The 21,472-nt window shown below is 71.5% G+C and carries 19 protein-coding genes and 1 riboswitch; of the genes, 8 read left to right on the top strand and 11 right to left on the bottom strand.

Annotated elements, in window-relative coordinates:
* Positions 1-16: 16 nt before the first annotated feature.
* From Adu01nite_RS47580 to mgrA, 3 genes are read right to left on the bottom strand one after another with little or no spacing between them, the layout of a single operon-like run.
* A complete protein-coding gene (locus Adu01nite_RS47580; protein ID WP_239132166.1) occupies positions 17-775 on the bottom strand; it encodes a GNAT family N-acetyltransferase in 759 nt (252 codons plus the stop codon).
* On the bottom strand, positions 772-1,446 hold the full coding sequence (locus tag Adu01nite_RS06030; protein ID WP_203725518.1) for a nucleotidyltransferase domain-containing protein: 675 nt from the start codon (positions 1,444-1,446) through the stop codon (positions 772-774). Before Adu01nite_RS06030 ends, Adu01nite_RS47580 begins: the two co-directional genes overlap by 4 nt.
* A 41-nt stretch (positions 1,447-1,487) precedes the next feature.
* A complete protein-coding gene (gene mgrA, locus Adu01nite_RS06035; RefSeq protein WP_438871070.1) occupies positions 1,488-2,489 on the bottom strand; it encodes an L-glyceraldehyde 3-phosphate reductase in 1,002 nt (333 codons plus the stop codon).
* A 45-nt stretch (positions 2,490-2,534) separates the two neighbouring features.
* Positions 2,535-2,629, top strand: a riboswitch (glycine riboswitch).
* Between the two features lie 81 nt (positions 2,630-2,710).
* Here mgrA and gcvP point away from each other — a divergent pair.
* Positions 2,711-5,515 carry an aminomethyl-transferring glycine dehydrogenase gene (gene gcvP, locus Adu01nite_RS06040; protein WP_203725520.1) on the top strand — a complete coding sequence of 935 codons (2,805 nt, stop codon included), beginning with the start codon at positions 2,711-2,713 and terminating at the stop codon, positions 5,513-5,515.
* A 142-nt stretch (positions 5,516-5,657) separates the two neighbouring features.
* Positions 5,658-7,253 (top strand): methyl-accepting chemotaxis protein, encoded by a 1,596-nt coding sequence (locus tag Adu01nite_RS06045; RefSeq protein WP_239132167.1) that lies wholly within the window; start codon positions 5,658-5,660, stop codon positions 7,251-7,253.
* A 253-nt stretch (positions 7,254-7,506) separates the two neighbouring features.
* Here the strand turns inward: Adu01nite_RS06045 and Adu01nite_RS06050 are convergent, their stop codons facing one another.
* Positions 7,507-7,707, bottom strand: coding sequence for a DUF5999 family protein (locus Adu01nite_RS06050; protein ID WP_203725521.1), 201 nt, complete (start codon positions 7,705-7,707; stop codon positions 7,507-7,509).
* Positions 7,708-7,831: 124 nt separating this feature from the next.
* Here Adu01nite_RS06050 and Adu01nite_RS06055 point away from each other — a divergent pair, with 124 nt between their 5' ends.
* Positions 7,832-9,079, top strand: coding sequence for a chorismate-binding protein (locus tag Adu01nite_RS06055; RefSeq protein ID WP_203725522.1), 1,248 nt, complete (start codon positions 7,832-7,834; stop codon positions 9,077-9,079).
* Between the two features lie 29 nt (positions 9,080-9,108).
* Here Adu01nite_RS06055 and Adu01nite_RS06060 read toward each other — a convergent pair whose 3' ends face one another.
* Positions 9,109-9,687: a dihydrofolate reductase family protein gene (locus Adu01nite_RS06060; protein WP_203725523.1), complete on the bottom strand. Its 579-nt coding sequence runs from the start codon at positions 9,685-9,687 to the stop codon at positions 9,109-9,111.
* A 147-nt stretch (positions 9,688-9,834) separates the two neighbouring features.
* Here Adu01nite_RS06060 and Adu01nite_RS06065 point away from each other — a divergent pair, with 147 nt between their 5' ends.
* From Adu01nite_RS06065 to Adu01nite_RS06075, 3 genes are read left to right on the top strand one after another with little or no spacing between them, the layout of a single operon-like run.
* Positions 9,835-10,638, top strand: coding sequence for a hypothetical protein (locus Adu01nite_RS06065; protein WP_203725524.1), 804 nt, complete (start codon positions 9,835-9,837; stop codon positions 10,636-10,638).
* Positions 10,635-11,129, top strand: a complete 495-nt coding sequence (locus tag Adu01nite_RS06070; protein WP_203725525.1) for a SigE family RNA polymerase sigma factor — start codon at positions 10,635-10,637, stop codon at positions 11,127-11,129. Before Adu01nite_RS06065 ends, Adu01nite_RS06070 begins: the two co-directional genes overlap by 4 nt.
* A 25-nt stretch (positions 11,130-11,154) precedes the next feature.
* The gene (locus Adu01nite_RS06075) at positions 11,155-11,658 is read left to right on the top strand and encodes a peptide deformylase (RefSeq protein WP_203725526.1); all 504 of its coding nucleotides are present in this window, start codon (positions 11,155-11,157) and stop codon (positions 11,656-11,658) included.
* On the opposite strand, the gene Adu01nite_RS06080 is transcribed toward Adu01nite_RS06075, so the two are convergent.
* The 3 genes from Adu01nite_RS06080 to Adu01nite_RS06090 all read right to left on the bottom strand — a co-directional run bounded on the left by Adu01nite_RS06080 (position 11,588) and on the right by Adu01nite_RS06090 (position 14,021).
* A complete protein-coding gene (locus Adu01nite_RS06080; RefSeq protein WP_203725527.1) occupies positions 11,588-12,346 on the bottom strand; it encodes an ArsR/SmtB family transcription factor in 759 nt (252 codons plus the stop codon). The genes Adu01nite_RS06075 and Adu01nite_RS06080 overlap by 71 nt on opposite strands.
* A gap of 298 nt (positions 12,347-12,644) precedes the next feature.
* The gene (locus Adu01nite_RS06085) at positions 12,645-13,121 is read right to left on the bottom strand and encodes an alpha/beta fold hydrolase (RefSeq protein ID WP_203725528.1); all 477 of its coding nucleotides are present in this window, start codon (positions 13,119-13,121) and stop codon (positions 12,645-12,647) included.
* A 33-nt stretch (positions 13,122-13,154) separates the two neighbouring features.
* On the bottom strand, positions 13,155-14,021 hold the full coding sequence (locus tag Adu01nite_RS06090; protein WP_203725529.1) for a helix-turn-helix transcriptional regulator: 867 nt from the start codon (positions 14,019-14,021) through the stop codon (positions 13,155-13,157).
* A 127-nt stretch (positions 14,022-14,148) separates the two neighbouring features.
* On the opposite strand from Adu01nite_RS06090, the gene Adu01nite_RS06095 reads away from it, so the two are divergent.
* On the top strand, positions 14,149-15,135 hold the full coding sequence (locus tag Adu01nite_RS06095; protein WP_203725530.1) for an aldo/keto reductase: 987 nt from the start codon (positions 14,149-14,151) through the stop codon (positions 15,133-15,135).
* Here the strand turns inward: Adu01nite_RS06095 and Adu01nite_RS06100 are convergent.
* Genes Adu01nite_RS06100 through Adu01nite_RS06110 form a run of 3 tightly spaced genes read right to left on the bottom strand, consistent with a single transcriptional unit; the run spans position 15,112 to position 19,377 of the window.
* A complete protein-coding gene (locus Adu01nite_RS06100; RefSeq protein WP_203725531.1) occupies positions 15,112-16,239 on the bottom strand; it encodes an alanine racemase in 1,128 nt (375 codons plus the stop codon). The genes Adu01nite_RS06095 and Adu01nite_RS06100 overlap by 24 nt on opposite strands.
* Positions 16,229-17,719, bottom strand: a complete 1,491-nt coding sequence (locus tag Adu01nite_RS06105; protein ID WP_203725532.1) for an IucA/IucC family protein — start codon at positions 17,717-17,719, stop codon at positions 16,229-16,231. The genes Adu01nite_RS06100 and Adu01nite_RS06105 overlap by 11 nt, the downstream gene beginning before the upstream one ends.
* Complete coding sequence (locus tag Adu01nite_RS06110; RefSeq protein ID WP_239132168.1) at positions 17,716-19,377, bottom strand: IucA/IucC family protein; 1,662 nt, start codon at positions 19,375-19,377, stop codon at positions 17,716-17,718. The genes Adu01nite_RS06105 and Adu01nite_RS06110 overlap by 4 nt, the downstream gene beginning before the upstream one ends.
* A gap of 501 nt (positions 19,378-19,878) precedes the next feature.
* On the opposite strand from Adu01nite_RS06110, the gene Adu01nite_RS48385 reads away from it, so the two are divergent.
* Positions 19,879-21,471 carry an ABC-F family ATP-binding cassette domain-containing protein gene (locus Adu01nite_RS48385; RefSeq protein ID WP_203725533.1) on the top strand — a complete coding sequence of 531 codons (1,593 nt, stop codon included), beginning with the start codon at positions 19,879-19,881 and terminating at the stop codon, positions 21,469-21,471.
* The last annotated feature ends 1 nt before the right edge of the window (position 21,472 follow it).

The following is a 21,472-nucleotide window of genomic DNA, read 5'->3' on the forward strand; positions in this document are numbered from 1 at the left end:
GAGATCTACGACTACTTCAGGTCGTCGGGTCGCTGAGCGGCCGGGCCAGCAGTTGGCGTCCCTCGTCGACGAAACCGTCCGCCCGGTAATAGCGGAACAGATGCGACGCGTCCGTCCCGTTCGGGGCCACCACGAGCTCCAGCTGGGCCGCCCCGATCCCGGTCGCCCAGGCGGCACTGTCCTCGATGAGTGAAGCGGCCAGCCCACGCCGCCGGAAGTCCGGCGCGACGTAAAGGTCCTCCAGCTCGGCGATCAGCCCGTTCTCCAGGCCGTAACTGGACGTGCTGATCGCGAACGCGACGACCGCCCCGCCCGACGCAATCACCGCCACGTGCGCGGCGTCGCTGCCGAGCAGGTGCTCCAGGTGGGCGGCGAGGCGGGAGCGGGGCGTCGCGAACCCGTCCTCGGCGTAGAAGTCGACGGCGAGGGCCAGGACGGCGTCGAAATCGCCGGGAACGGCTGTCCGCAACGTCATGCCGGTTCTCCCACGGTGGACAGGCGGGTGTGGACCACGAGGTCGTGCAGGGCCTCGACGGCCGACTCGGAAGCCGCCGCGGGGAGCGGCGATGAATCCCGCGCCTCCTCCAGCGCGGCACGGCCCGCTGCGCAGCCCGAGCACCTCGGCCGCCGGCAACAGGTGCGCCGCCCGCACGTCGAGGTCGGAGTCGACCGACGCGAACCCGTACAGATGCGCCCCGCTGACGGTCGCGAAGATCAAGGGGTAGGGGAGTGCGTGCGCGGTCTCGGCGGCCCACTCCGGCACGTCGATGGTCATGTCAACCCCCTTTCCCGTACGTCGTAAAGCAGTTGATCTATGACAGAGGTGCCCGGGGACGAGGGCAGTGAGGTCGCCTCCGCGGCCGCGGCCAGCTCCTCCTGCAGGGAAGCGGCCCACGACGTGATCGAATCCCACGGGACCTCGCCGCGCTTGACCGCCAGGAGCTGATCGCGCCACGGGCGCACGTCGAGCAGGATCTCCCCGGTGCGCAGCACGTGGGCGCCCGCCATCAGCAGCCGCAGCATGTGCATGGCCTGTTTGTGGTTGGTCTCGCCGGTGCGCTCCCGGCGGGCGTCGACCCGGGCGAGCTGGTCCCGGGCGTACGCCCCGTAGGTGTCCGCGACGCGGCGGGACAGGAACGCGTCGCGTACCGCAAGCAGGGCTTTTCCGTCGGGGTTGATCTTCTCGATCAGCGGGGACCAGAGCACTTCGAGGACGGTCGGGTTGGCCTGCAGGGCGAGCACGCAGAACCGTTCGATCTCCCACGAGAACTGCTCCGCAAGGGGGCCGTCGAGGTGGGTGGGCGGCTTGTCGAGGGCCCAGAAGCTGCGGGTCGGGGCGGCGAACACGCCACGGCGGTCGTGGTCGGAGCCGGGGCCGTCAAGTCCGTAGGCCCGGGATCCGACCACGACCGCGAGGATCGTGTGCTGCTCGACCAACTCGTTCACGCGGGCGACGCTACCGGCCGGCCCGCGCGGGATCAGCCGAATTACCGGTCGAGGACGGTCCCGTCGATCTCGTCCAGTTCCGCGTCGGTCAGCGGCAGGTTGGCCAGGGCGGCGACGTTGTTCTCCAGCTGGCCGACGCTGCTCGCGCCGATGATCAGGCTGGTCATCCGCTCGTCGCGCAGCGCCCACGCCAGGGCCATCTGGGCGAGCGACTGGCCGCGCCGCTTGGCGATGTCGTTGAGCGCGTGGATGCGGCCCATCGTCTTGTCATCGAGGTTGCTCTCGTTGAGGAAGACGCTGGTGCGCACCCGCGAGTCCGCCGGGATGCCGCCCAGGTAGCGGTCGGTGAGCAGACCCTGCTGCAGCGGGCTGAACGCGATGCACCCGGCGCCGGCCTCGTGGAGAGTGTCGAGGAGGTTGTCGCGCTCGATCCAGCGGTTCAGGATCGAGTACGAGGGCTGGTGGATCAGCAACGGCGTACCCAGCTCCCGCAGGATCTTCGCGGCCGCGGCGGTCTGCTCGGAGCTGTAGTTGCTCAGGCCGACGTAGAGGGCCTTGCCGCTGCGGACGATCGCGTCCAGCGCCGACATGGTCTCCTCGAGCGGGGTGTCCGGGTCGGGCCGGTGGTGGTAGAAGACGTCCACGTAGTCGAGGCCGAGCCGCCCCAGCGACTGATCGAGCGAGCTGACCAGGTATTTCCGGGAGCCCCATTCGCCGTACGGTCCCTCCCACATGTGGTAGCCGGCCTTGGTCGACACGACGATCTCGTCCCGGTAGGGCTTGAGGTCGGTCGCGAGCAGGCGGCCGAAGTTCGACTCGGCGCTGCCCGGCGGCGGGCCGTAGTTGTTGGCCAGGTCGAAGTGGGTGACGCCCAGGTCGAAGGCGCGGCGCACGATGTCGCGCTGGGTTCCGAGCGGGCGGGTGTCGCCGAAGTTGTGCCAGAGGCCGAGCGAGATGGCGGGCAGCTTGAGGCCGCTACGACCGGCGCGCCGGTAGGTCATCGAGTCGTAGCGCTGCTGCGCGGGGGTGTAGGTCACATACACACCCTAGGGATACCGATTTGAAACAAGGTCACTGGTAGTTTGGGTGCCAGCCATGCGGGAGAGTCCAACCTCCCCAGGTTGGCGCCGAAGGGGCAAATCCTCCCCGGAACCTCTCAGGCACAACGGACCGTGTGGGCTACGCGACTCTGAAATACCTGCTGCTCGGGTGGGTATGACAGAGGGGGAGGCCGCCTTCAGCGACCTCTCCTTTAGGAGCCGCCATGACGTTCGCCGCCCGGCACATCGGTCCCGATCCGGACGAGCAGACCCATATGCTCAAAGCCGTCGGATATCCCTCGCTCGACGCCCTGATGGACGCGGCGATCCCCGAGGTGATCCGCTGGACCGACGCCCTCGACCTGCCGGCCGCCGCCTCCGAGGAGGAGACGATCGCCGAGCTGCGGGAGATCGCCGCGCGCAACACGGTCGCCACCCCGATGATCGGGCTCGGCTACTACGGCACGTTCACCCCGGCGGTGATCAAGCGGAACGTCCTGGAGAACCCATCCTGGTATACGGCGTACACCCCGTACCAGCCGGAGATCAGCCAGGGCCGGCTCGAGGCGCTGCTCAACTTCCAGACCATGGTCACCGACCTCACCGGGCTGACCACGGCGAACGCGTCGATGCTCGACGAGGGCACGGCGGTCGCCGAGGCGATGACCCTCGCCAAGCGAGCATCAAAATCCAAGTCTTCGGTGTACGCGGTGGACAGCGACACCCTCCCGCAGACGCTCGCCGTGCTGCGCACCCGGGCCGAGCCGCTCGGCATCCAGCTGGCGATCGTCGACCTCGACGCCGGCGAGCCGCTTCCCGACGAGTACTTCGGGCTGCATCTTCAATACCCGGGCGCGTCCGGCGCGGTCCGCGACCACGCCGCCCTCGTCACCGCCGCCCACGCGATCGGGGCCCTGGTCACGGTCGCGGCCGACCTGCTCGCGCTCACCCTGCTGCGCGCCCCCGGCGAGATCGGCGCGGACATCGCGGCCGGCACCACCCAGCGCTTCGGGGTGCCGCTCGGCTTCGGCGGCCCGCACGCCGGCTACCTGGCCGTCCGCGCCGGCCTGGAGCGCTCGCTGCCCGGCCGCTTGGTCGGCGTCTCCAAGGACGCCGACGGTGCGCCCGCCTACCGGCTCGCCCTGCAGACCCGCGAGCAGCACATCCGCCGCGAGAAGGCCACCAGCAACATCTGCACCGCCCAGGTCCTGCTCGCGGTGATGGCCAGCATGTACGCCGTCTACCACGGCCCGGACGGGCTGCGGAAGATCGCCAAGCGCACCCACGACCACGCGCTGACCATCGCCGGCAGCCTCACCGCCGCGGGCGTCGAGGTCACCTCGGGCGCGTTCTTCGACACCGTCACCGCGGTGGTTCCCGGCCGGGCCGCCGCGATCGTCGACGCGGCCGCCGCGCAGGGCGTCGACCTGCGGCTCGTGGACGCCGACCGGGTGTCGGTCTCGACCGACGAGACCACCACCGCCGCGCATGTGGCGACCGTGCTCGCCGCCTTCGGCGTACCCCTCTCGGCCGCCGCGGAATGCGGGGCCAAGCCGCTCGGCCGGACCACCGAGTTCCTCACCCACCCGGTGTTCCGCACCCACCACTCCGAGACCAGCATGCTGCGCTACCTGCGCAAACTCGCCGACCGCGACTACGCGCTGGACCGCGGCATGATCCCGCTCGGATCCTGCACGATGAAGCTCAACGCCACCACCGAGATGGAACCGGTGACCTGGCCCGAGTTCGCCAACATCCACCCGTACGCCCCGGCTTCGCAGACCCAGGGTTACGAGCACCTGGTCGCGCAGCTGGAGGAGTGGCTGGCCGAGATCACCGGGTACGACGCGGTGTCCGTACAACCCAATGCCGGCTCCCAGGGTGAGCTCGCCGGCCTGCTCGCCATCCGCGGTTATCACCGCTCCCGCGGTGACCTGCACCGCGACGTGTGCCTGATCCCGTCGAGCGCGCACGGCACCAACGCCGCCAGCGCCGTGATGGCCGGCATGCGGGTCGTGGTCGTGGCCTGCGACTCCCTCGGCAATGTCGATCTTGCCGACCTGGATGCCAAGATCACTCAGTACGCTTCGTCGCTCGCCGCGATCATGGTGACCTACCCGTCCACGCACGGCGTCTACGAGGCCTCGATCGCCGCGCTGTGCGGCAAGGTGCACGACGCCGGCGGTCAGGTCTACGTCGACGGGGCCAACCTCAACGCCCTGGTCGGCTACGCCAAACCGGGTCGGTTCGGTGCCGACGTCTCGCACCTCAACCTGCACAAGACGTTCTGCATCCCGCACGGCGGCGGCGGTCCCGGCGTCGGGCCGGTCGCCGTGCGCGCGCACCTCGCCGACTTCCTGCCCGGCAACCCGGTGCTGCCCGGCGACCACCACGCCGTCTCGGCCGCCCCGCACGGCTCGGCCGGCATCCTGCCGATCTCCTGGGCCTACCTGCGGATGATGGGCCCGGACGGGCTCGCCGCCGCCACCGGCGTCGCCGTGCTCACCGCCAACTACGTGGCGTCCCGGCTGCGCGACCACTACCCGGTGCTCTACGCGGGCGCCGGCGGCCTGGTCGCGCACGAATGCATCCTCGACCTGCGGCCGATCACCAAGGCCACCGGCGTGAGCGTCGACGACGTCGCGAAGCGGCTTATCGACTACGGCTTCCACGCCCCGACCATGTCGTTCCCGGTGGCCGGCACGCTCATGGTCGAGCCGACCGAGAGCGAGGACCTGGCCGAGCTCGACCGGTTCTGCGACGCGATGATCGCGATCAAGAAGGAGATCGACCAGGTCGCCGCCGGGGTCTGGCCGGCCGGGGACAACCCCCTGGCCAACGCTCCGCACACGGCGTCGGCGGTCACCGCCGACGAGTGGAATCACCCGTATCCACGCTCGATCGCCGGTTTCCCCGAAGGCGTGGACCGGACCGCGAAATACTGGCCTCCGGTGCGCCGGATCGACGGCGCATATGGCGACCGCAACCTGGTCTGCTCCTGTCCCTCGCCCGAGGCGTTCGAGGACTGACGGTGTGCCCCGGTGCCGGCGGCGGGTTGCCGGCGGCACCGGGACGCTCACCGGAAAGCACCCGCGGACTTGCTGAAGGTGGCGGGGCGAGTGCCGAGTTTCACGGTCGGACGTATCAACCCGACCGATCGAGGTATCCCCGGTGCCGAAATTCCGCCTGCTGGCCGACCGTCGCGTCGGCACGAAGATCATGATTGCGGTCGGCGTCGTCGCCGGCTTCGGCATGATCGACGGTGGCTATGCCCTGACCAGCCTTGCCGCCACGAACGACCAGGTCAAGGCGGTCTACGGGCACAACCAGGAGCTGAAGACCATCGGCAACCTGCGGGCCGCGGTCAACCGCGCGTGGCTCGGCCTCGACGACTACTTCCTGGCCACCACGACCGCCGGGCGGACCGCCGCGAAGACCGCGATCGACACCGCGGACACCCAGGTCATCGGCTACGCGTCCGAGTACGAGGCGTACTCGCTCGGCAGCGGCGCCCGCACCGCGGTCGACTCGTTCCAGGTCGGCTGGAAGTCCTACGACACGCTCACCGCCTCCACGCTGCTGCCGCTGGCCGCGGCCGGGAACACCGCCGGGGTCGCCGCGGCCCGCACCGGCGACCTGGCGACCGTGCAGAAGGCCGTCCGCGCCGACCTGACCTCCCTCGCCGACCTCACCACGGCGGCCGGCGCCGAGCAGATGACCACCGCCGAGGACCGTTACCAGTCGACCAAGGGCTGGGTGCTCGGCCTCGTCATCGGCAGCACCATCCTCGCCGTCGGCCTGGCCCTGGCCACCGCGCGGCTGATCGTGAAGCCGCTGTCCCGCTGCGTGGCGGCCCTCGAGCGGATCGGCAAGGGTGACCTGACCGCCCGGGTCGAGGTCGACAGCAACGACGAGGTGGGCCGGATGTCGGCCGCGCTGAACCACACCGCCGCGGCGGTGGGCGGCATGGTCGGCCGCATCCAGGACAGCTCCACCATGCTGGCGTCGGCCTCCGAGGAACTGTCCGCGGTGTCGCTGCAGCTGTCCGCCTCGGCCGAGGAGACGTCCGCGCAGGTCGGCACCGTGTCCGAGGCGGCCGGCCGGGTCTCGCTCAACGTGCAGACCGTGTCGGCCGGCGCCGACGAGATGGGCGTCTCGATCCGGGAGATCGCCAACAACGCCAACGAGGCAGCCTCGGTGGCCGGTGATGCCGCCCGCACCGCGGAGACCACCAACGCGAGTGTCGCCCGGCTGGGGGACGCCTCCAGCCAGATCGGCACGGTCGTCGCGCTGATCACCTCGATCGCCGAGCAGACCAACCTGCTCGCCCTCAACGCCACCATCGAGGCGGCCCGGGCCGGGGAGGCCGGCAAGGGCTTCGCGGTGGTCGCCTCCGAGGTGAAGGATCTCGCCCAGGAGACCGCCCGGGCCACCCAGGAGATCACCGCGCAGGTGTCGGCGATCCAGGCGGAGAGCGGCAACGCGGTCAACGCGATCGCGCAGATCGGCTCGGTCATCACGACCATCAGCGACTACACGACGACGATCGCGGCCGCGGTCGAGGAGCAGACGGCCACCACGGCCGAGATCTCCCGCAGCGTCGGGCACGCGGCCGAGGGCACGTCCAGCATCGCCGAGACGATCGCCGGGGTGGCCGAGGCGGCCCGGCAGGTGACCGACGGAGCCACCGAGACCCAGCAGACCGCCGCGGAGCTGGCCCGCACGGCCGCCGAGCTGCAGGCGACGGTGGCGGCGTACCAGATCTGACAGCGCCACCGGGGCTCAGCGCGGGTGGCCGGATCTGATTTCATGGTGCGGCGGGGGCCTTTTCACCCGGCGCGGGCCTGGATGAGGCCGCACGGGATCGGCGCCCGCCGCGTGTCGTCGTTGTTCGCGGGGTCGGACTCGTTACTGACGGTGATGGGCTCGGCGTTGAGCTTCTGAGTCACGCGGCTACTGTGCGTAGCGGCGGCGGGCTCAGGCCGGGCGGCGACGATGCCGTCGGGCGGGTCCGGCCCGGTCAGGCCGCGAGGGCGTGCCGGGCGGGGCCGCGGTGCGGTGCGATCATCGTGCCGTCCGGCAGGATCTCACCGGTGTCCTCGAAGACGATGACGCCGTTGCAGAGAAGGCTCCAGCCTTGCTCGGGGAAGGCGGCGAGAATGCGGGCCGCTTCCCGATCGATGGCTTCGGCGCTGGGACAGGGGGTTTGGTGCTGGCACATCTGGGGTCTCCGGTCAGGGGGCGGTGTGTGACGATTCACAACGACGGTGACGGACGTTACCTCAATCCGAACGACGGCGGATTGCGCGGGTGACGGCGTTCCATTGAAAGAATCCTCGGTTCCAATGGTCCACGAAACCCCGCTTGCCGACCACTTCCCGACACCTCCTTCGGGTTCACTTCCGGGTGCTCCGGCGTCCTGCCAGGGCCGTCACCGTGCGTTAACAGCATTCGAATGGTTCTGCTGTGACGGTGGTGACCCTGCGAAGCTTGTCGCCGAGTTCCTCGCCGGCAACGGACTGGACGTGCGAAACATTGGCCGAACGGCCACCCAGGTTCACCCGACCGGTGCTGGCAGTCTCTGCGGCGCGGCACTCTACGTGTCCGCGGCCGCCGGTTCCGTAATGGCCGGTGGCCCATCCGGGCCGCCCACTCCGGTGCCCGCGATCCCGGATGTCTACGCCGTGGTCCACGTCCATACCGCCGATGGTGCGCCATCGGTGCAATCACCCGCCCAAGCGCACAAGTCCGGCGAATGGCGGCCGGGTGATCAAGGGCTCGGCGAGTGGTGGCTCGGCGAGTGGGCGCCGAGCTGGACGCCCAAGGAGCACGCGGCCGCCGTCGACGCGGTCCGGGAGGCGATCGGCCGCGGTGACGTGTATCAGGTCAACGTCGTGGGGCACGCCAGTGCGCCGTACCGGGGCGATCCGGCGGCGGCGCTGCGCCGGGTGGCCGCGCTGCCCGGCGCCCGCTACGGCGGCGTGCTGACCGGCGACGGCTGGGCCCTGGCGACCGCCTCCCCGGAGACGCTGGTCGAGGTGCGCGGCGGCCGGGTCATCACCCGGCCGATCAAGGGCACCCGGCCGGCCACCGAGCAGGGCCGCCGCGAGCTGCTCGCCTCGGCCAAGGAGCGGGCCGAACACGTGATGATCGTCGACCTCGAACGCAACGACCTGGCCCGGCTGCCCGCACTGGGCCCGGTCACGGTCGACGAACTGTTCGCGGTCCGCCGCTGGGTGAACCTGTGGCAGGCCGAGTCGGTGGTCTCCGCCCCGATCGTGGCCCCGCTGGACCTCGCCGACCTGCTGCGCGCGGTCTGCCCCGGCGGCTCGGTGACCGGCGCGCCCAAGCTGGCCGCCCTGGCCGAGATCAACGCCCTGGAGCCGGTGGGCCGGGGCGTGAGCATGGGCGGCGTCGGCTGGGTCGCCCCCGACTACCTGGATCTGGGCCTGAGCATCCGCACGGTGGCCGTCGACGGTGAGCGGGTGCATGCCTGGGCCGGCGGCGGCATCACCTGGGACAGCGACCCCACCGCCGAGGTCGAGGAGGCCGCCGCCAAGGCGGCGCCCATCCGTGCGGCGCTCGCCGCATAGCGCTGAGCATGGCGCCGTCAGGCGTGCGGTCAGGCCGGCGGCGGGCCGAGGGCGTAGCTCAGGTAGGCGAACTGGCCTCGCTGCTCGACCGAGGTCAGCTTGATGCGGGACGGCATCAAGCGGCGGGGGAGCAGCGGTGCCCCCGCGCCCAGCGTGGCCGGGGCGACGCCGAGGATCAGCTCGTCGAGGAGGCCGGCGTCGGCGAACGCACCCGCCAGCTCACCGCCGCCGGTCACCCAGATGTTCTTCCCGCCGGCCCGGGCGGTCATCGCCGCGTGCACCGGGCGCACATCGCCCCGGACGAACGTGAGATCGGCGCCCGGGATCGGCGGCAGGTCGCGGTGGGTGAAGACCCAGGCCGGGATGTCCTGGTAATACTCCTGCCACTTCTCGGGCCTGGTCAGCAGCGACTCGTGCTCGAGGATCCACTCGTAGGTCGTGGCGCCCATCGCGAACGCCCCCACCCCGGCGAAGAACGTGCTGAACGGGTTGGCGCCCGACTCGTCCTCCCGGCCCTCCTCGACCGCGAACAACCACTCGAGCGAATTGTCGGGATCGGCGATGAAACCGTCGATCGTCGTCGCGGTGTAGTACTGCGTCTTCGGCACCACCACACCCTGCCATCGGGGTACGACAAAAACCGGTCGGACAACCGGTCGGCCGGAAACCCCCGATGGTCCGTAACTCTTTTCAACGGTTCGTGTCACCGGAACGCATGTTCACCCCGTCCATGCGGGTAGAGGGGGTCGCTGGCGTTGACGGAAGATCTGCGGGCGCGGGAACTGCAGGCGCGGCTGCGGGCCGACCTGCAGGCCGGCTTGCACGCCGAGTGCCCGCCGCCGCTCGGTGACGTGGTCGGCGCCGCGATCCGCGACGGCCGCCGCCTGCGGCGCAAGCGCCGGATCGGCTCGGCCGTGACGGTGATCGCCCTGCTGGCGGCCGGTGGCGTCATCGTGGGTGATCGGGTCCGGCCGGAGCGCGTCGAGCGGCCCGCCGCGCTGTCTCCCCAAACCGTGCCACCCGGCGCCACCGCCCCGATGGCCGCAGTCCAGGCGCGTACGTTGACGATCCACAGTGGCACGGTGCGTGCCGAGGGAACGCGGACGAAAGCGACATCAGCGGCCATGCTTCACCTTCTGACCATGCTTTTGCCACCCGGACGGACGAGTCACTACGGCGTCTCGGCGGACGATGATCTGCTGGTGCAGTTGTCCCTCGATGACGGCCGGGGCCCGGCCATGGTGCGGGTCGCGGTCGACAAGATCGTTCCGCTCGGCGACGAGCCGCCGCACGCCGGCATCGCCCAGGTGACGATCAGCAGTAATCCCGGCAATTGCCGCACCACCCTCGCCGTCGACGCCACCTGGCCCGACGGCACCCTGGTCGAGGTCGAGGTGCCCACCTGCCCGGCCACCGCCGGCGGCCCGAGCCGGCCCGCGCTGACCACCGACGAGGCGATCCGGATCGCCGCCGACCCGCGCTGGGGCGTCGCGATGGACCCGGGCCTGGTCGCCGACGGGGCCAAGCTCTTCCCGGCCGTGCCGGTGCTCAACCGATGACCGAGGACGACGAGTTCGCCGAGTTCGCGAACGCCCACGCCGAACGCCTGCGCAACACCGCGTTCATGCTCTGCCACGACTGGCACCTGGCCCAGGACCTGACCCAGACCGCGCTGACCAAACTGTTCCTGAGCTGGCGCCGGGCCGTGCAGGCCGACAACCTGACGGCGTACGCCCAGAAGATCCTGCTGCGCACCTACCTCGACCACCGCCGGCGCCGGTCGTCGACGGAGTCGACCCCGGGCGTGCTGCACGAGCCCGCCTACCGGGAGAACCCGGAGTTGCGGCTGACCATGCTCGACGCGCTGGCGAGGCTGCCCGAGCGCGACCGGGCCATCGTCATCCTGCGCTACTTCGAGGACTACACCGTCGAGCAGGTGGCCGACGTGCTGGAGGTCCCGGTCAGCATCGTGAAGAGCCAGACCAGGCGCTCCCTGACCAAGCTGCGCGAGCTGCTCGCCGCCGACCAGCTGGCCCTCTTCGCGGGTTGAGTAACGACCATTTAGCCTTGTGGGCATGACAGTGAGGCCGATCCGGATCTACGGCGACCCCGTCCTGCGCACCGAGGCCGACCCGGTGACGGCGTTCGACGCGGAGCTGCGCCGGCTCGTCGCCGACCTGGAGGACACCGTCCGCGAGCCCGGCCGGGCCGGCGTGGCCGCCCCGCAGATCGGCGTCAGCCTGCGGGTCTTCTCCTACAACGTGGCCGGACAGGTCGGCCACATGGTCAATCCGGTGCTGTCCGGCTTCGAGGGCGAGCAGGACGACGACGAGGAGGCCTGCCTGTCCCTGCCCGGCCTGGGGTTCCCCACGAAGCGGGCGATGTCGGTGACGGCCCGCGGCTTCGACCAGCACGGCGAGCCGCTGATCATCGAGGGCACCGGCTTCCTGGCCCGCGCCCTGCAGCACGAGACCGACCACCTGGCCGGCACGCTCTACATCGACACGCTCACCGGCGACGTGCGCCGGCAGGCATTGCGTGAGCTGCGCCGGGTGAGTCCGTCCCCGCAGCGCCGATGACCAGCCCGAGCTGATCCGCGAGCGCGCGTTCCCCGACGGGCGTGACCTTGACCGCACGCCCACTGCCGATCCGCACCACCCACCCCGCCGCCAACGCGTGCCGGCAGATCTCACTGCCCGCCACGCCGGCGAGGTGACTGCGGCGCTCGGTCCAATCGAGGCAGTCGCGCAACACCGCCCGCCGCCCGGGCTTCCCCAGATCAACCCCAAGCTGCCCGAGCCAGGCGACACCGCGAGGCGTCAGAGCAGTTCCATGGGTACGGGTGACAAAGCCGTTCCCCACCATCGCGTCGGCGATCGCCACCCCGAGATAGCCGGCGAGATGGTCGTAACAGGTGCGGGCGAAGGCCAGATTGCGACGCTTGTGCGCGGCCGCGAGCGTGGTGACCGGCGTGCCCGTGCCGTTGCGCGCACTCGGATGGGCCGCTGCCACCGTCTCGATCAGCGCGGCCACCTGCGGGTTTGCCAGTTCGAGATAGCGGTGCCGCCCTTGCCGGCGCTGCGCGAGCATGCCCCCGGCGACGAGCCGGTCGGCGTGCTCGCTCGCGGTCGAGAGCGCGACACCCGCGTGTTTGGCCAGCTCACCGACGGTCCAGGCCCGCCCGTCAAGAAGCGCAAGACAGAACGACGCCCGCGTGCGATCGGCAAGCAGCCCGGCCCAGGCGGCGAGCCCCACGGCAGCATCCATGCCCCGATCATGTCCCGCCGACGGTTCGGCGCCCACCGAAGGATCGCCTCAGCGTGCGTGGAGCAGCCAATCTTCATCCTAGGATGCTCTACGCGGGGTGCGCTCGGTCACGCCGTCCCGGTGAAACCAGAACGGAATCGACGGCATCCACCCGGGAACCCGGAGGAGACCGACCCTGCTCACCGTGCCTGCGTGCCGGTAGCCGCCGATCTCCACCCCGTCCGCGCCGGCGGCGATCGGGTTCCTTCACCAGGATCGGAGGTCGTCGCCGGCCCGGCAACGACGTGGCGGGTGGTAGTCAGCGGGCCAGGAAGGCCAGAGCGGTGGTGGTGAAGGCGGCGTGGTGCTGGAAGATGCCGCCGTGCCCGGCGTCGGGGTAGAGCACGAGTTCGCTGTTCGGCAGGCGTTCGGCCAGGTCGACGGAGTTGGCGGTGGGCACCATGACGTCGTGTTCGCCGTTGGCGACCAGGGTGGGCCGGCCGATCGGGGAGAGGTCCGCGGTGGCGGCCCGGCCCCAGCGGTTGACGGCGCGCAACTGGGCCCGGTAGGTGCTCAGCGAGACGGGGATGTCGCGGTCCTGGGTGCGTTCCTGCAGACGGGCGAGGAACTCGTCGGCGGCGCGCCGCCCGTTCGCGGTCCGGGTGAAGAACAGGTACTTCTTCGGGTCCTGGCGGGCCAGCACACCGCGTAGCAGGGCCAGGTTCGACAGGCGGGTCACCCGGGTCCGGCGCGGATCTTCGACCGCATCATCCGCCGATTCAACCGGATGCCCCACTGACGCCCACCGCGGCGGGCCCGTTGGGTGCGGTCATCCGTTGGGGGAAGGCCGCGCCGGGACCGCGCTGGGGAACTCCTCGGTGCCGAGCACTCGGATCAAGTTGAGCTTCTCGCGGGCCTCGTCGTCGGCCGGGGTCAGGACCACCAGTTCCTGGCCCAGGTCGGGGGTCATCAAGGTTTCGCAGTCCAGGACTATGCGGCCGACTCTCGGGTGGACGATCGTCTTGCGGTCGGCGCGGCGGACGGCGACCTCGTGTTCGGCCCACAGGGTGCGGAACTCGGTGCTTGCCGCCTGCAGGCGGGTGAGCAGGCCGGTGACCGTGGGGTCGGTGGGGCGGCGGCCGGCCACCGCGCGCAGGTCGGCCACCAGCTGGCGGGAGTGGCGGGACTGCTCCTCCGCCGGCTGGCCCTCGCGGACCGATGGCTCGGTGAACCAACGATAGGCGAGGTAGCGGCGGTCGCCGGTGCGGCTGGTGTGTTCGCCGGCCAGGAGCGTGTGGGCTCGGTTCTGGGCCAGGACCTCGCCCAGGTCGGAGAGGACCAGGGCCGGGGTGTCGCCGAGCAGGTCGAGCATGCGCAGCAGGCCGGAGCGGGCCTGGCGGGCGGTGCCCTCGGCCGGCGGTGGCTGGTGGCCGGCCAGGTGGAACAGGTGGGTGCGTTCGTCGTCGGAGAGGCGCAGGGCCCGGGACAGGGCGCCCAGCAGCTGGGTGGACGGCTGGCTGCTGCGGGCCTGTTCCAGGCGGACCACGTAGTCGACGGACATGCCGGCGAGCATGGCTACCTCTTCGCGGCGCAGGCCGTTGGTGCGGCGGCGGGGGCCGTCGGCGATGCCTACCTCGGCCGGGCGGATCGCTTCGCGCCGGCGGCGCAGGAAGTCGGCTAGCTGCTCACGCTGCATGTCTCCATGCTGCCTCGCGGGGTTGCCGTGGATCCAGGGAGTGCCCCTCCCACGATCAGCGCTCCGCTCCCGGGCCGGCCGGAACGGGCGCAGGGTGGTGGGGAAGGCAACGACGAAGGAGCTTGCGATGCGGACACGAACTCTGGGCAGCACCGGTCCGGCCGTCTCGGCGCTGGGCTTGGGGGCGATGAGCATGTCGGGCAGTTATGGTCCGGCCGATCGTGGGGAGGCCATCGCGACCGTGCATGCCGCGCTCGACGCGGGGGTCACGCTGATCGACACCGGTGACTTCTACGGCATGGGGCACAACGAGATGCTTCTGGCCGAGGCGCTGCGGGGGCGGGATCGGGACGGTTACGTGCTGAGTGTGAAGTTCGGGCAGCAGCGCGGGCCCGGCAACACGTTCGGTGGGCAGGACAACCGGCCCGCCTCGGTGCGGAACTTCCTGCTCTACTCGATGACCCGGCTGGGTGTTGACTACGTGGACATCTACCGGCCGGCGCGGCTGGACCCGGCGGTGCCGATCGAGGACACCGTGGGGGCGCTCAAGGAGCTCGTCGAGGGCGGCTATGTGCGGCACATCGGGCTGTCCGAAGTTGATGCGGTGACGGTGCGGCGGGCGCATGCGGTGCATCCGATCGCCGACCTGCAGATCGAGTACTCGTTGTTGTCACGGGCGGTCGAGGCGGAGGTGCTGCCGACGCTTCGGGAGCTGGGGGTCGGGCTCACGGCGTACGGAATCCTCAGTCGGGGGTTGATCTCCGGGAATTGGGCTCCGGGGAAGGCCGGTGACCCGCGTAACGGCAGTCCGCGGTTCGCCGGGGAGAACGGGGAGCACAACCTGGCGCTGGTGGCGGCGTTGCGGCGGGTGGCCGGGGAGAAGGGGTGCACGGTGGCGCAGCTGGCGATCGCCTGGGTGGCGGCGCAGGGGAACGACGTCGTGCCTCTCGTCGGGGCGCGGACGAGGGAGCGGCTGGCGGAGGCGTTGCCGGCGCTGGAGTTGAAGCTGACGAGCGAGGATCTGGCCGAGATCGAGCGGGCGGTGCCGAAGGGGTCGGCTCGTGGTGACCGCTATCCGGCGGCGTTCATGTCATCGCTCGGCGTCGGGAACTAGAACGAACCGGGGCGGGTCGTGGCGCAGGAACTCGTGGTGGGAGATGTCCCAGCCGTAGGCGCCGGTGCGGGCGAAGACCAGGATGTCGCCGGCCCGCAGGGTGTCCACGTGCCGGCCTCGGGTGAGCACGTCGCGGGGGGTGCAGAGTTCGCCGACCGCATCGACCGCGGTGTCGCGCACCGAAGGGCGGGGATAGGGGTGTGGCCACTCGTCGACCGGCACGACGGTGAACGGGTGGCTGTAACCCCACGCGGCGGGCAGGCGGAAGTGGTGGGTGCCGCCGCGCAGGACGGCGAAGGTGCGGCCGTGGGTGGTTTTCAGGTCGAGGACCTCGGCGGCGTACCAGCCGGCGTCGGCGGCCAGGTAGCGGCCGGGTTCGAAGATCAGGTCGAGGCCGGGTGGGACGGTCACCGCGGACAGCGGGGTCAGGTCCATCGAAGCGCCGGACAGGTAGTCGACGCCGAAGCCGCCGCCGGCGTTGACCACCCGCAGGTCGATGCCGAGTTCGCCGGCGGCCCGCTGGGACCAGGTCAGGGCGTCGGTGACGAAGGCGGCGTGCGCGGCGCCGTCGAGGTTGTTGGAAACGGCATGAAGATGAAACCCGATGATGTGTACGCCGGGGACGGTCATCGCCTCGCCCAGCTGGGTCTCGTCGATGCCGAACGGGGTGGGGGTGCCGGTCATGGTGTGGCTGCCGTGCAGGCCGCCGCCGGGGCGGTTGACGCGCAGGCACACCGGTGGGGCGGTGCCGAGGGCGGCGAGGCGGCGCAGCTCGTGCAGGCTCTCCACGTTGATGAGGGCGCCGGCGGCGGCCGCGGCGGCCAGCTCGGCGTCGGTCTTGCCGGGGCCGCCGAAGACGATCCGTTTCGCGCCGGCGTCCACGGCCAGGGCGAGCTCACCGCCGGAGGCCACCTCGAGACCGTCGCACGCCGCGGCCATGGTCTGCACGACCGACGGGTGGCCGTTGGCTTTCACGGCGTACATCAGGGAAGCGCCGGTGGGCAGCGCAGCCCGCACCGACGCCGCTCGCTCGCGCAGCGCGGCGGTGTCGTAGAGGTAGGCGCAGACCGGCTTGGGCAGGCTGCGCAGCAGGTCAGCGTGCATGCAGCGGGTTCGGGACGGGGAGGTGGACGTCGCCGTCGCCGGCCAGCCGCATCCGGACGAGGGCCTTGTGCGGCACCATCGGGGCGGTGAACGCGGCGTGGTCGTCGCCGGTGCAGCAGGAGTCGAGGACCTCCCGGATGATCCGCCAGGCCTGGGTCTCGTCGAGGTCGAGGCGCAGGACGATCTCGCCGAGGTGGGCCTGGAACAGGGTGTAGCCGATCTTGGCGCGCATGACGTCGACGTCGTCGGTGCCGACGACCGAGCCGGGCCACAGGTTGATGTCGTGGCCGGCCGCCTGGAGGCGGGGCAGGTGCAGGCGCAGGCCGGCGAAGTCGCGCAGGGCGAGCCGGTGCGGGCGGCCGCCGATGAAGGTGGGCAGGCAGTTCTGCAGGTGCGCCTCCAGGGCCACGCCCTGGGCGGCGAGGCGCATCAGCGGCGGGAGGAGCAGGTGGGCGTAGTCGCGGAGCCAGCCGGCCGGGTCGCCGCCGACGAGGTCGTCGAGCAGGAACGGCAGGGCGCCGCCGGGGATGGCCTGTTCGCCGGGTTGCAGGCGGCCGGCGAGGCCGTCGCGGCGGATCGCGGACAGGTCGCGGCCGGAGCCGACCGGCACGGCCGCGCCCGCGGTCTCGGCCATCAGCAGCAGCCGGTCGCCGCCGGGGGCGGCGGCGACGAGCCGGTGCAGCAGCTGGGACACGGCCGGGCCGTTGCGGGTGCTGGCGACGCTGATGCTGCGCCGGGTGGAGGTGACCTGGATGTCGAGGGACACCTTCAGGTATTCGCCGGTGCCGGGCAGCAGCAGGGTGCGCAGGGCGGCGGTCGGCACCGCCGGCACCTCGTCGTCGAGGACGATCAGGGAGCGGTCGCGCAGCAGGTCGCCGTAGCGGGCGGGCAGCACCATGTCGCGCTGCCACAGGTGTACGGGCTGGACGGTCCAGCCGGCCGGAGATTTGATCTCCGGCCACACGTCGTCGCCCAGGTGCAACTCGTCGCGGACGGCCACGAACCCGACCCGGGTCTGCTCGGTCTCCAGGTCGTAGGCGAGGACGTCGCCGGTGTCCCAGCCGAGCCGGGTGCGGCCGCAGGGGTGCAGGTTGTGGCCCGCGACGGCGAGGCGTTCCCAGCCGATCGCCTGCCAGTCGGGGCCGTCGCCGATCGGGGCCTGGGGCCGGGCCATCGCGATGGCGAGGTTGACGACGGCGTTGCGCAGTTCGGCGGCGAAGCCGGGGGCGTCGATGCCGTCGAGCAGGTCGACCGGGTCGGCGACGCCGGCGGCCGGGTATTCGACCCGGCCGAACGCGTGCCGCTCGCCGGGGCCGGCGTCCCGGATGCCTTCGCGGACCAGCGCGCCGCGCAGCCGCCGCCCGACGGTGTCGGCGGCCTCCGGCAGGGCGGCGAGGAAGCCGTCGACCAGGGCGGGTGCGTGCACGGCCAGGGCGGCTTCGGTGTGCGCGACCCGGGCCGTGGAGATGCTGCGCGTCATGCGTGTGCCGCCATCGGGTTCTCCAGCAGTGCCCAGACATCGTCGAGGGGGTCGGCGGCCAGGCGCATGGCCGTGGTCGCCTTGACCGGCAGCGGGTCGCGCAGCAGGTGCGGCGCGTCGTCGGTGCCGGTGTCGCGGATCGCCGCCGCGACGATGCCCCACAGGCGGGCCGGGTCGGCGCCGTGGTGGCGGGTGAGGGCGGCGATGAGTTCGGCGGCGACGGTGCCGAACGCGGCCGCGGACAGTTTGGTGCGCAGCACCTGAGGGTCGTCGCTGGGCAGGTCGCCGTCGATGCGGGGGGCGTCGAGGCCGGCGGCGGCGAGCCGGCGGGCGCTGACCCGGACCCCGCCGAGGTCGCGGTAGAGGATCCGGACCGGCTGGTGGTCGCGCAGCACGACCAGGGTGTTCTGCCCGTGCGCCTCCAGCGCGACGCCGCGGTCGAGCACGCTGAGCAGGGGCGCGAACAGCAGGGCGCTCATCAGCCGCAGGAAGGTGTACGGGTCGGCGACCGTCGACAGCAGGGTCGGGGACGCGCCGTAGAGGGCGACCGGGACGACCGTCTCGCCGTCGGCCAGCCGGGGTGCGTCCCGGCACAGGTAGGCCAGGTGCCGTTGCGGCAGGCCGTCGACGAGGACGGCGCCGGCGGCGGTCTCGGCGAGCACCTCGATCGGCAGGTCGGCGGTGAGGTGCCTCAGCAGCTGGGACAGGACCGGGCCGTTGTGCACGGCGGCGGGGGAGACGGTCCGGACGGCGGAGGTCATCTGGACGTCGACGGCGGTCTTGACGTGCGGTCCGCCGCCCCCGACGGCGGCGACGGTGCGCAGCGACATGAGGGGCCGGACCGGTGGGGTCTCGCCGTCGTCGGTCAGCCACGGGTAGCGGTCGCGCAGGTGCCCGGCCTGCCAGGGGTGGGCGAGCAGGACCGGTTCGGCCGAGCCGTACCAGCGGTCCTCCGGCACCTTCAGGCGGCGCAGGCGGATGACGGGGGAGTGTTCCGGGGCGTACGCGAGGATGTCGGCGACCGTCATGCCGCCGCGGGTGCGGGCGCACGGGTGCAGCGGGTGGCCGTCGGTGATGGACTGCTCGGCGCGGGCCAGGCCGTCCGGGTCGCCGGCCCGGGGGAGTTGGTGGGGGTGGCCCGCGGCGCGTGCCAGCGCCATGTTCGCGACGCTGTTGTCGATCTCGGTGGCCAGGTCGCTGCCGGGCCAGAGCACCCGGATGAGGGTGCCGGGGTCGGTGATGAACGCGCCCGGCTCGTCGACCTCCTCGGTCAGGTCGAAGTCGTCGGTGCCGCGTTCGTGGCGGCCGCGTGGCGAGGGGCGTTCGCGGATCGGGCCGCCGGCGCGCAGTCCGTTGCCGGCTCGCACGGTCACGCCTTGCCCGGTCTCGGTGGCCGCGAACGCCGCTGCGGCTTCCGGCGAGTACCGGACGGTGACGCCCTGGAAGGTCACCGATCCGCCGCCCCGGGTGACCAGGCCGGGCAGTGTCTCCCGGTCGAGGGCGCCGGTGAGCCGGCCCATCACCGCGGCGCGGGCGCCGGGCAGGGCGGTGTCGTAGCGCTCGAGCAGATCGGGCCGGAGTTCGGCGAGATCCTCCCGGGTACCGGCGGGATCGGCGGTGTGCCGGATCGGCGGGGAAAGGGACAAAGGTCGCGGCACGCCGCCCATTGTGCATCGGTGCATTTCCACCACCTGCCGGGCAGCCCTCGGCACGTGAGCGAGAACGCAGTAACCAATCCTCCATCCTAGGATGCCTTAGACGTGGTGCACCTGATCACCGGCGCACCCTTTAAGAACAAAAAGGAATCAACGACATCCACCCGGGCAGGTCAGAGGCCTTGCCGTACGAGTCGGGTCAGCGACGGCGGTCGACGGGTGCCCGGTCCGCACGGTTGGGCCGCGCCGTTTCGGGCTGTCATTCCGTCGAGTGACCTAAACCGGTTGCGCCCGCCCCGGCGAGTGGGCAGGGTTGGCACCGACCTTCTGTCGAACCCGAGGAGCGGCAATGAACCTTTTTCAACCTGGCGACGGGCCTGCGGTTCCGGCTCGATGACCGGCGCCAGGCGCTGCCGCCCTGGCCACGTTGAAAAAGGTTCAATCTCCATGTGACAGCGACTCGCCACGGCGTACCCATGTCGGTGTCTGCTCTTGGAGGTCTTCTTGCTCAAAGCTGTTTCTCTTTCCTTCGCCCACGACGGTGACCTGCTGTTCTCGGGTTTCGACCTGGTGCTCGGCGACGGCGACCGGATCGGGGTGGTCGGGCCCAACGGCGCCGGCAAGACCACGCTGCTGCGGCTGCTCGCCGGGGAGCTCACCCCGATGAGCGGCAGCGTCACCCACGGGCCGGGCACCCGGGCCGGATACGTGCCGCAGCAGATGCCGGAGGCCGACGGCACGGTCGGTGAGTTCCTGACCGGCGGGCTGGGCGAGTTGGCCGAGGTCACCGTGGCCCTGCGCGGTCTGGAGGCGCGGCTGGCGGCCGGCGAGGACGTTCTCGCCGAGTTCGGGGCGGTGCAGGAACGCTGGACGGCGCTCGAGGGGTGGACCGCCGAGTCGCGGCTGCTGGAGATCCGGCAGCGGCTCGACATCGCGGAGCTTCCCGACGAGCTGGCGCTGTCCTCGGTCAGTGGTGGGGAGCAGGCGCGGTTGTTGCTGGCCCGGGCGCTTCTGGACGAGCCGGATCTGTTGCTGCTGGACGAGCCGACCAACCATCTCGACGCCGAGGGTGCGGCCTGGCTGCAGGAGTGGCTCGGTGGTTTCCCGGGTGGGGTGCTGGTGGTCAGTCACGATCGGGCGTTCCTGGACGCGACCGTGGGGCGGATCGTGGAGCTGGACGGCATTCATGACGAGCCGCAGGACTATCCGGGTGGCGGGTATACGGCGTACCGGGCGGAGAAGCAGCGGCGGTGGGAGCGGTTGCTGCTGGATTTCGAGGCGCAGGAGAAGGACCGCCGGCGGTGGGAGGCGGACATCGAGCGGACCAAGGAGCAGGCGCGCGGGGTCGAGTTGGCGTCCGGGCTGGGGGTGGCGGGTCCGCATCTGCGGCGGGTGTCCCGGCTGGTGGCGCGGAAGGCGAAGGTTCGGGAGCGGCGGTTGCGGCGGCAGATGGAGTCGGTGCGGTGGATCGCCCGGCCGACGACGCGGCCGCCGCTGACGTTGGCCTTTCCGGTCGACGTGGCCGAGGCCGGTGAGGTTGTGGTGAAGGTGCGCGATCTGCGGGTGGCGTTCGGGGAGCGGGTTCTTCTCGACGGGGTCGATCTGGATGTGCGGCGCGGGGACCGGGTGCTGGTGACCGGGCGCAACGGGGCCGGTAAGACCACCCTGATGCGGGCGCTGGCCGAGGCCGGCGGCGGTGAGGTAGCGGTGTTGCCGCAGACCGGGGACGGGCTGCGGTCGGATGCGACGGTGATGGAGTTTTTCCGGCAGCGGGTTCCGGTGTACGTGGACGATGCCGAACGACTTCTGCTGGGGCATCAGTTCGGGCCGGATCAGTGGGATGCGCGGACGCGGAGCCTGTCGGCCGGGGAGTTGCGGCGGCTGGTTCTCGCGGTGCTGGTGAACGGGCCGGCTCGGGTGCTGGTGCTGGACGAGCCGACGAACTTCCTCGACTTCGATGCTCTGGATGTGGTGGAGGAGGCGTTGCGGCGGTTCCGGGGGACGGTGCTGACGGTGACGCACGACCGGTATTTCGCGGAGGCGGTCGGGTATGGGCGGCGCTGGCATGTCGCGGTCGGTCGGGTGACCGAGAGCTGAG

The organism is Paractinoplanes durhamensis, assembly GCF_016862175.1.
Classification (GTDB): Bacteria; Actinomycetota; Actinomycetes; order Mycobacteriales; family Micromonosporaceae; genus Actinoplanes; species Actinoplanes durhamensis.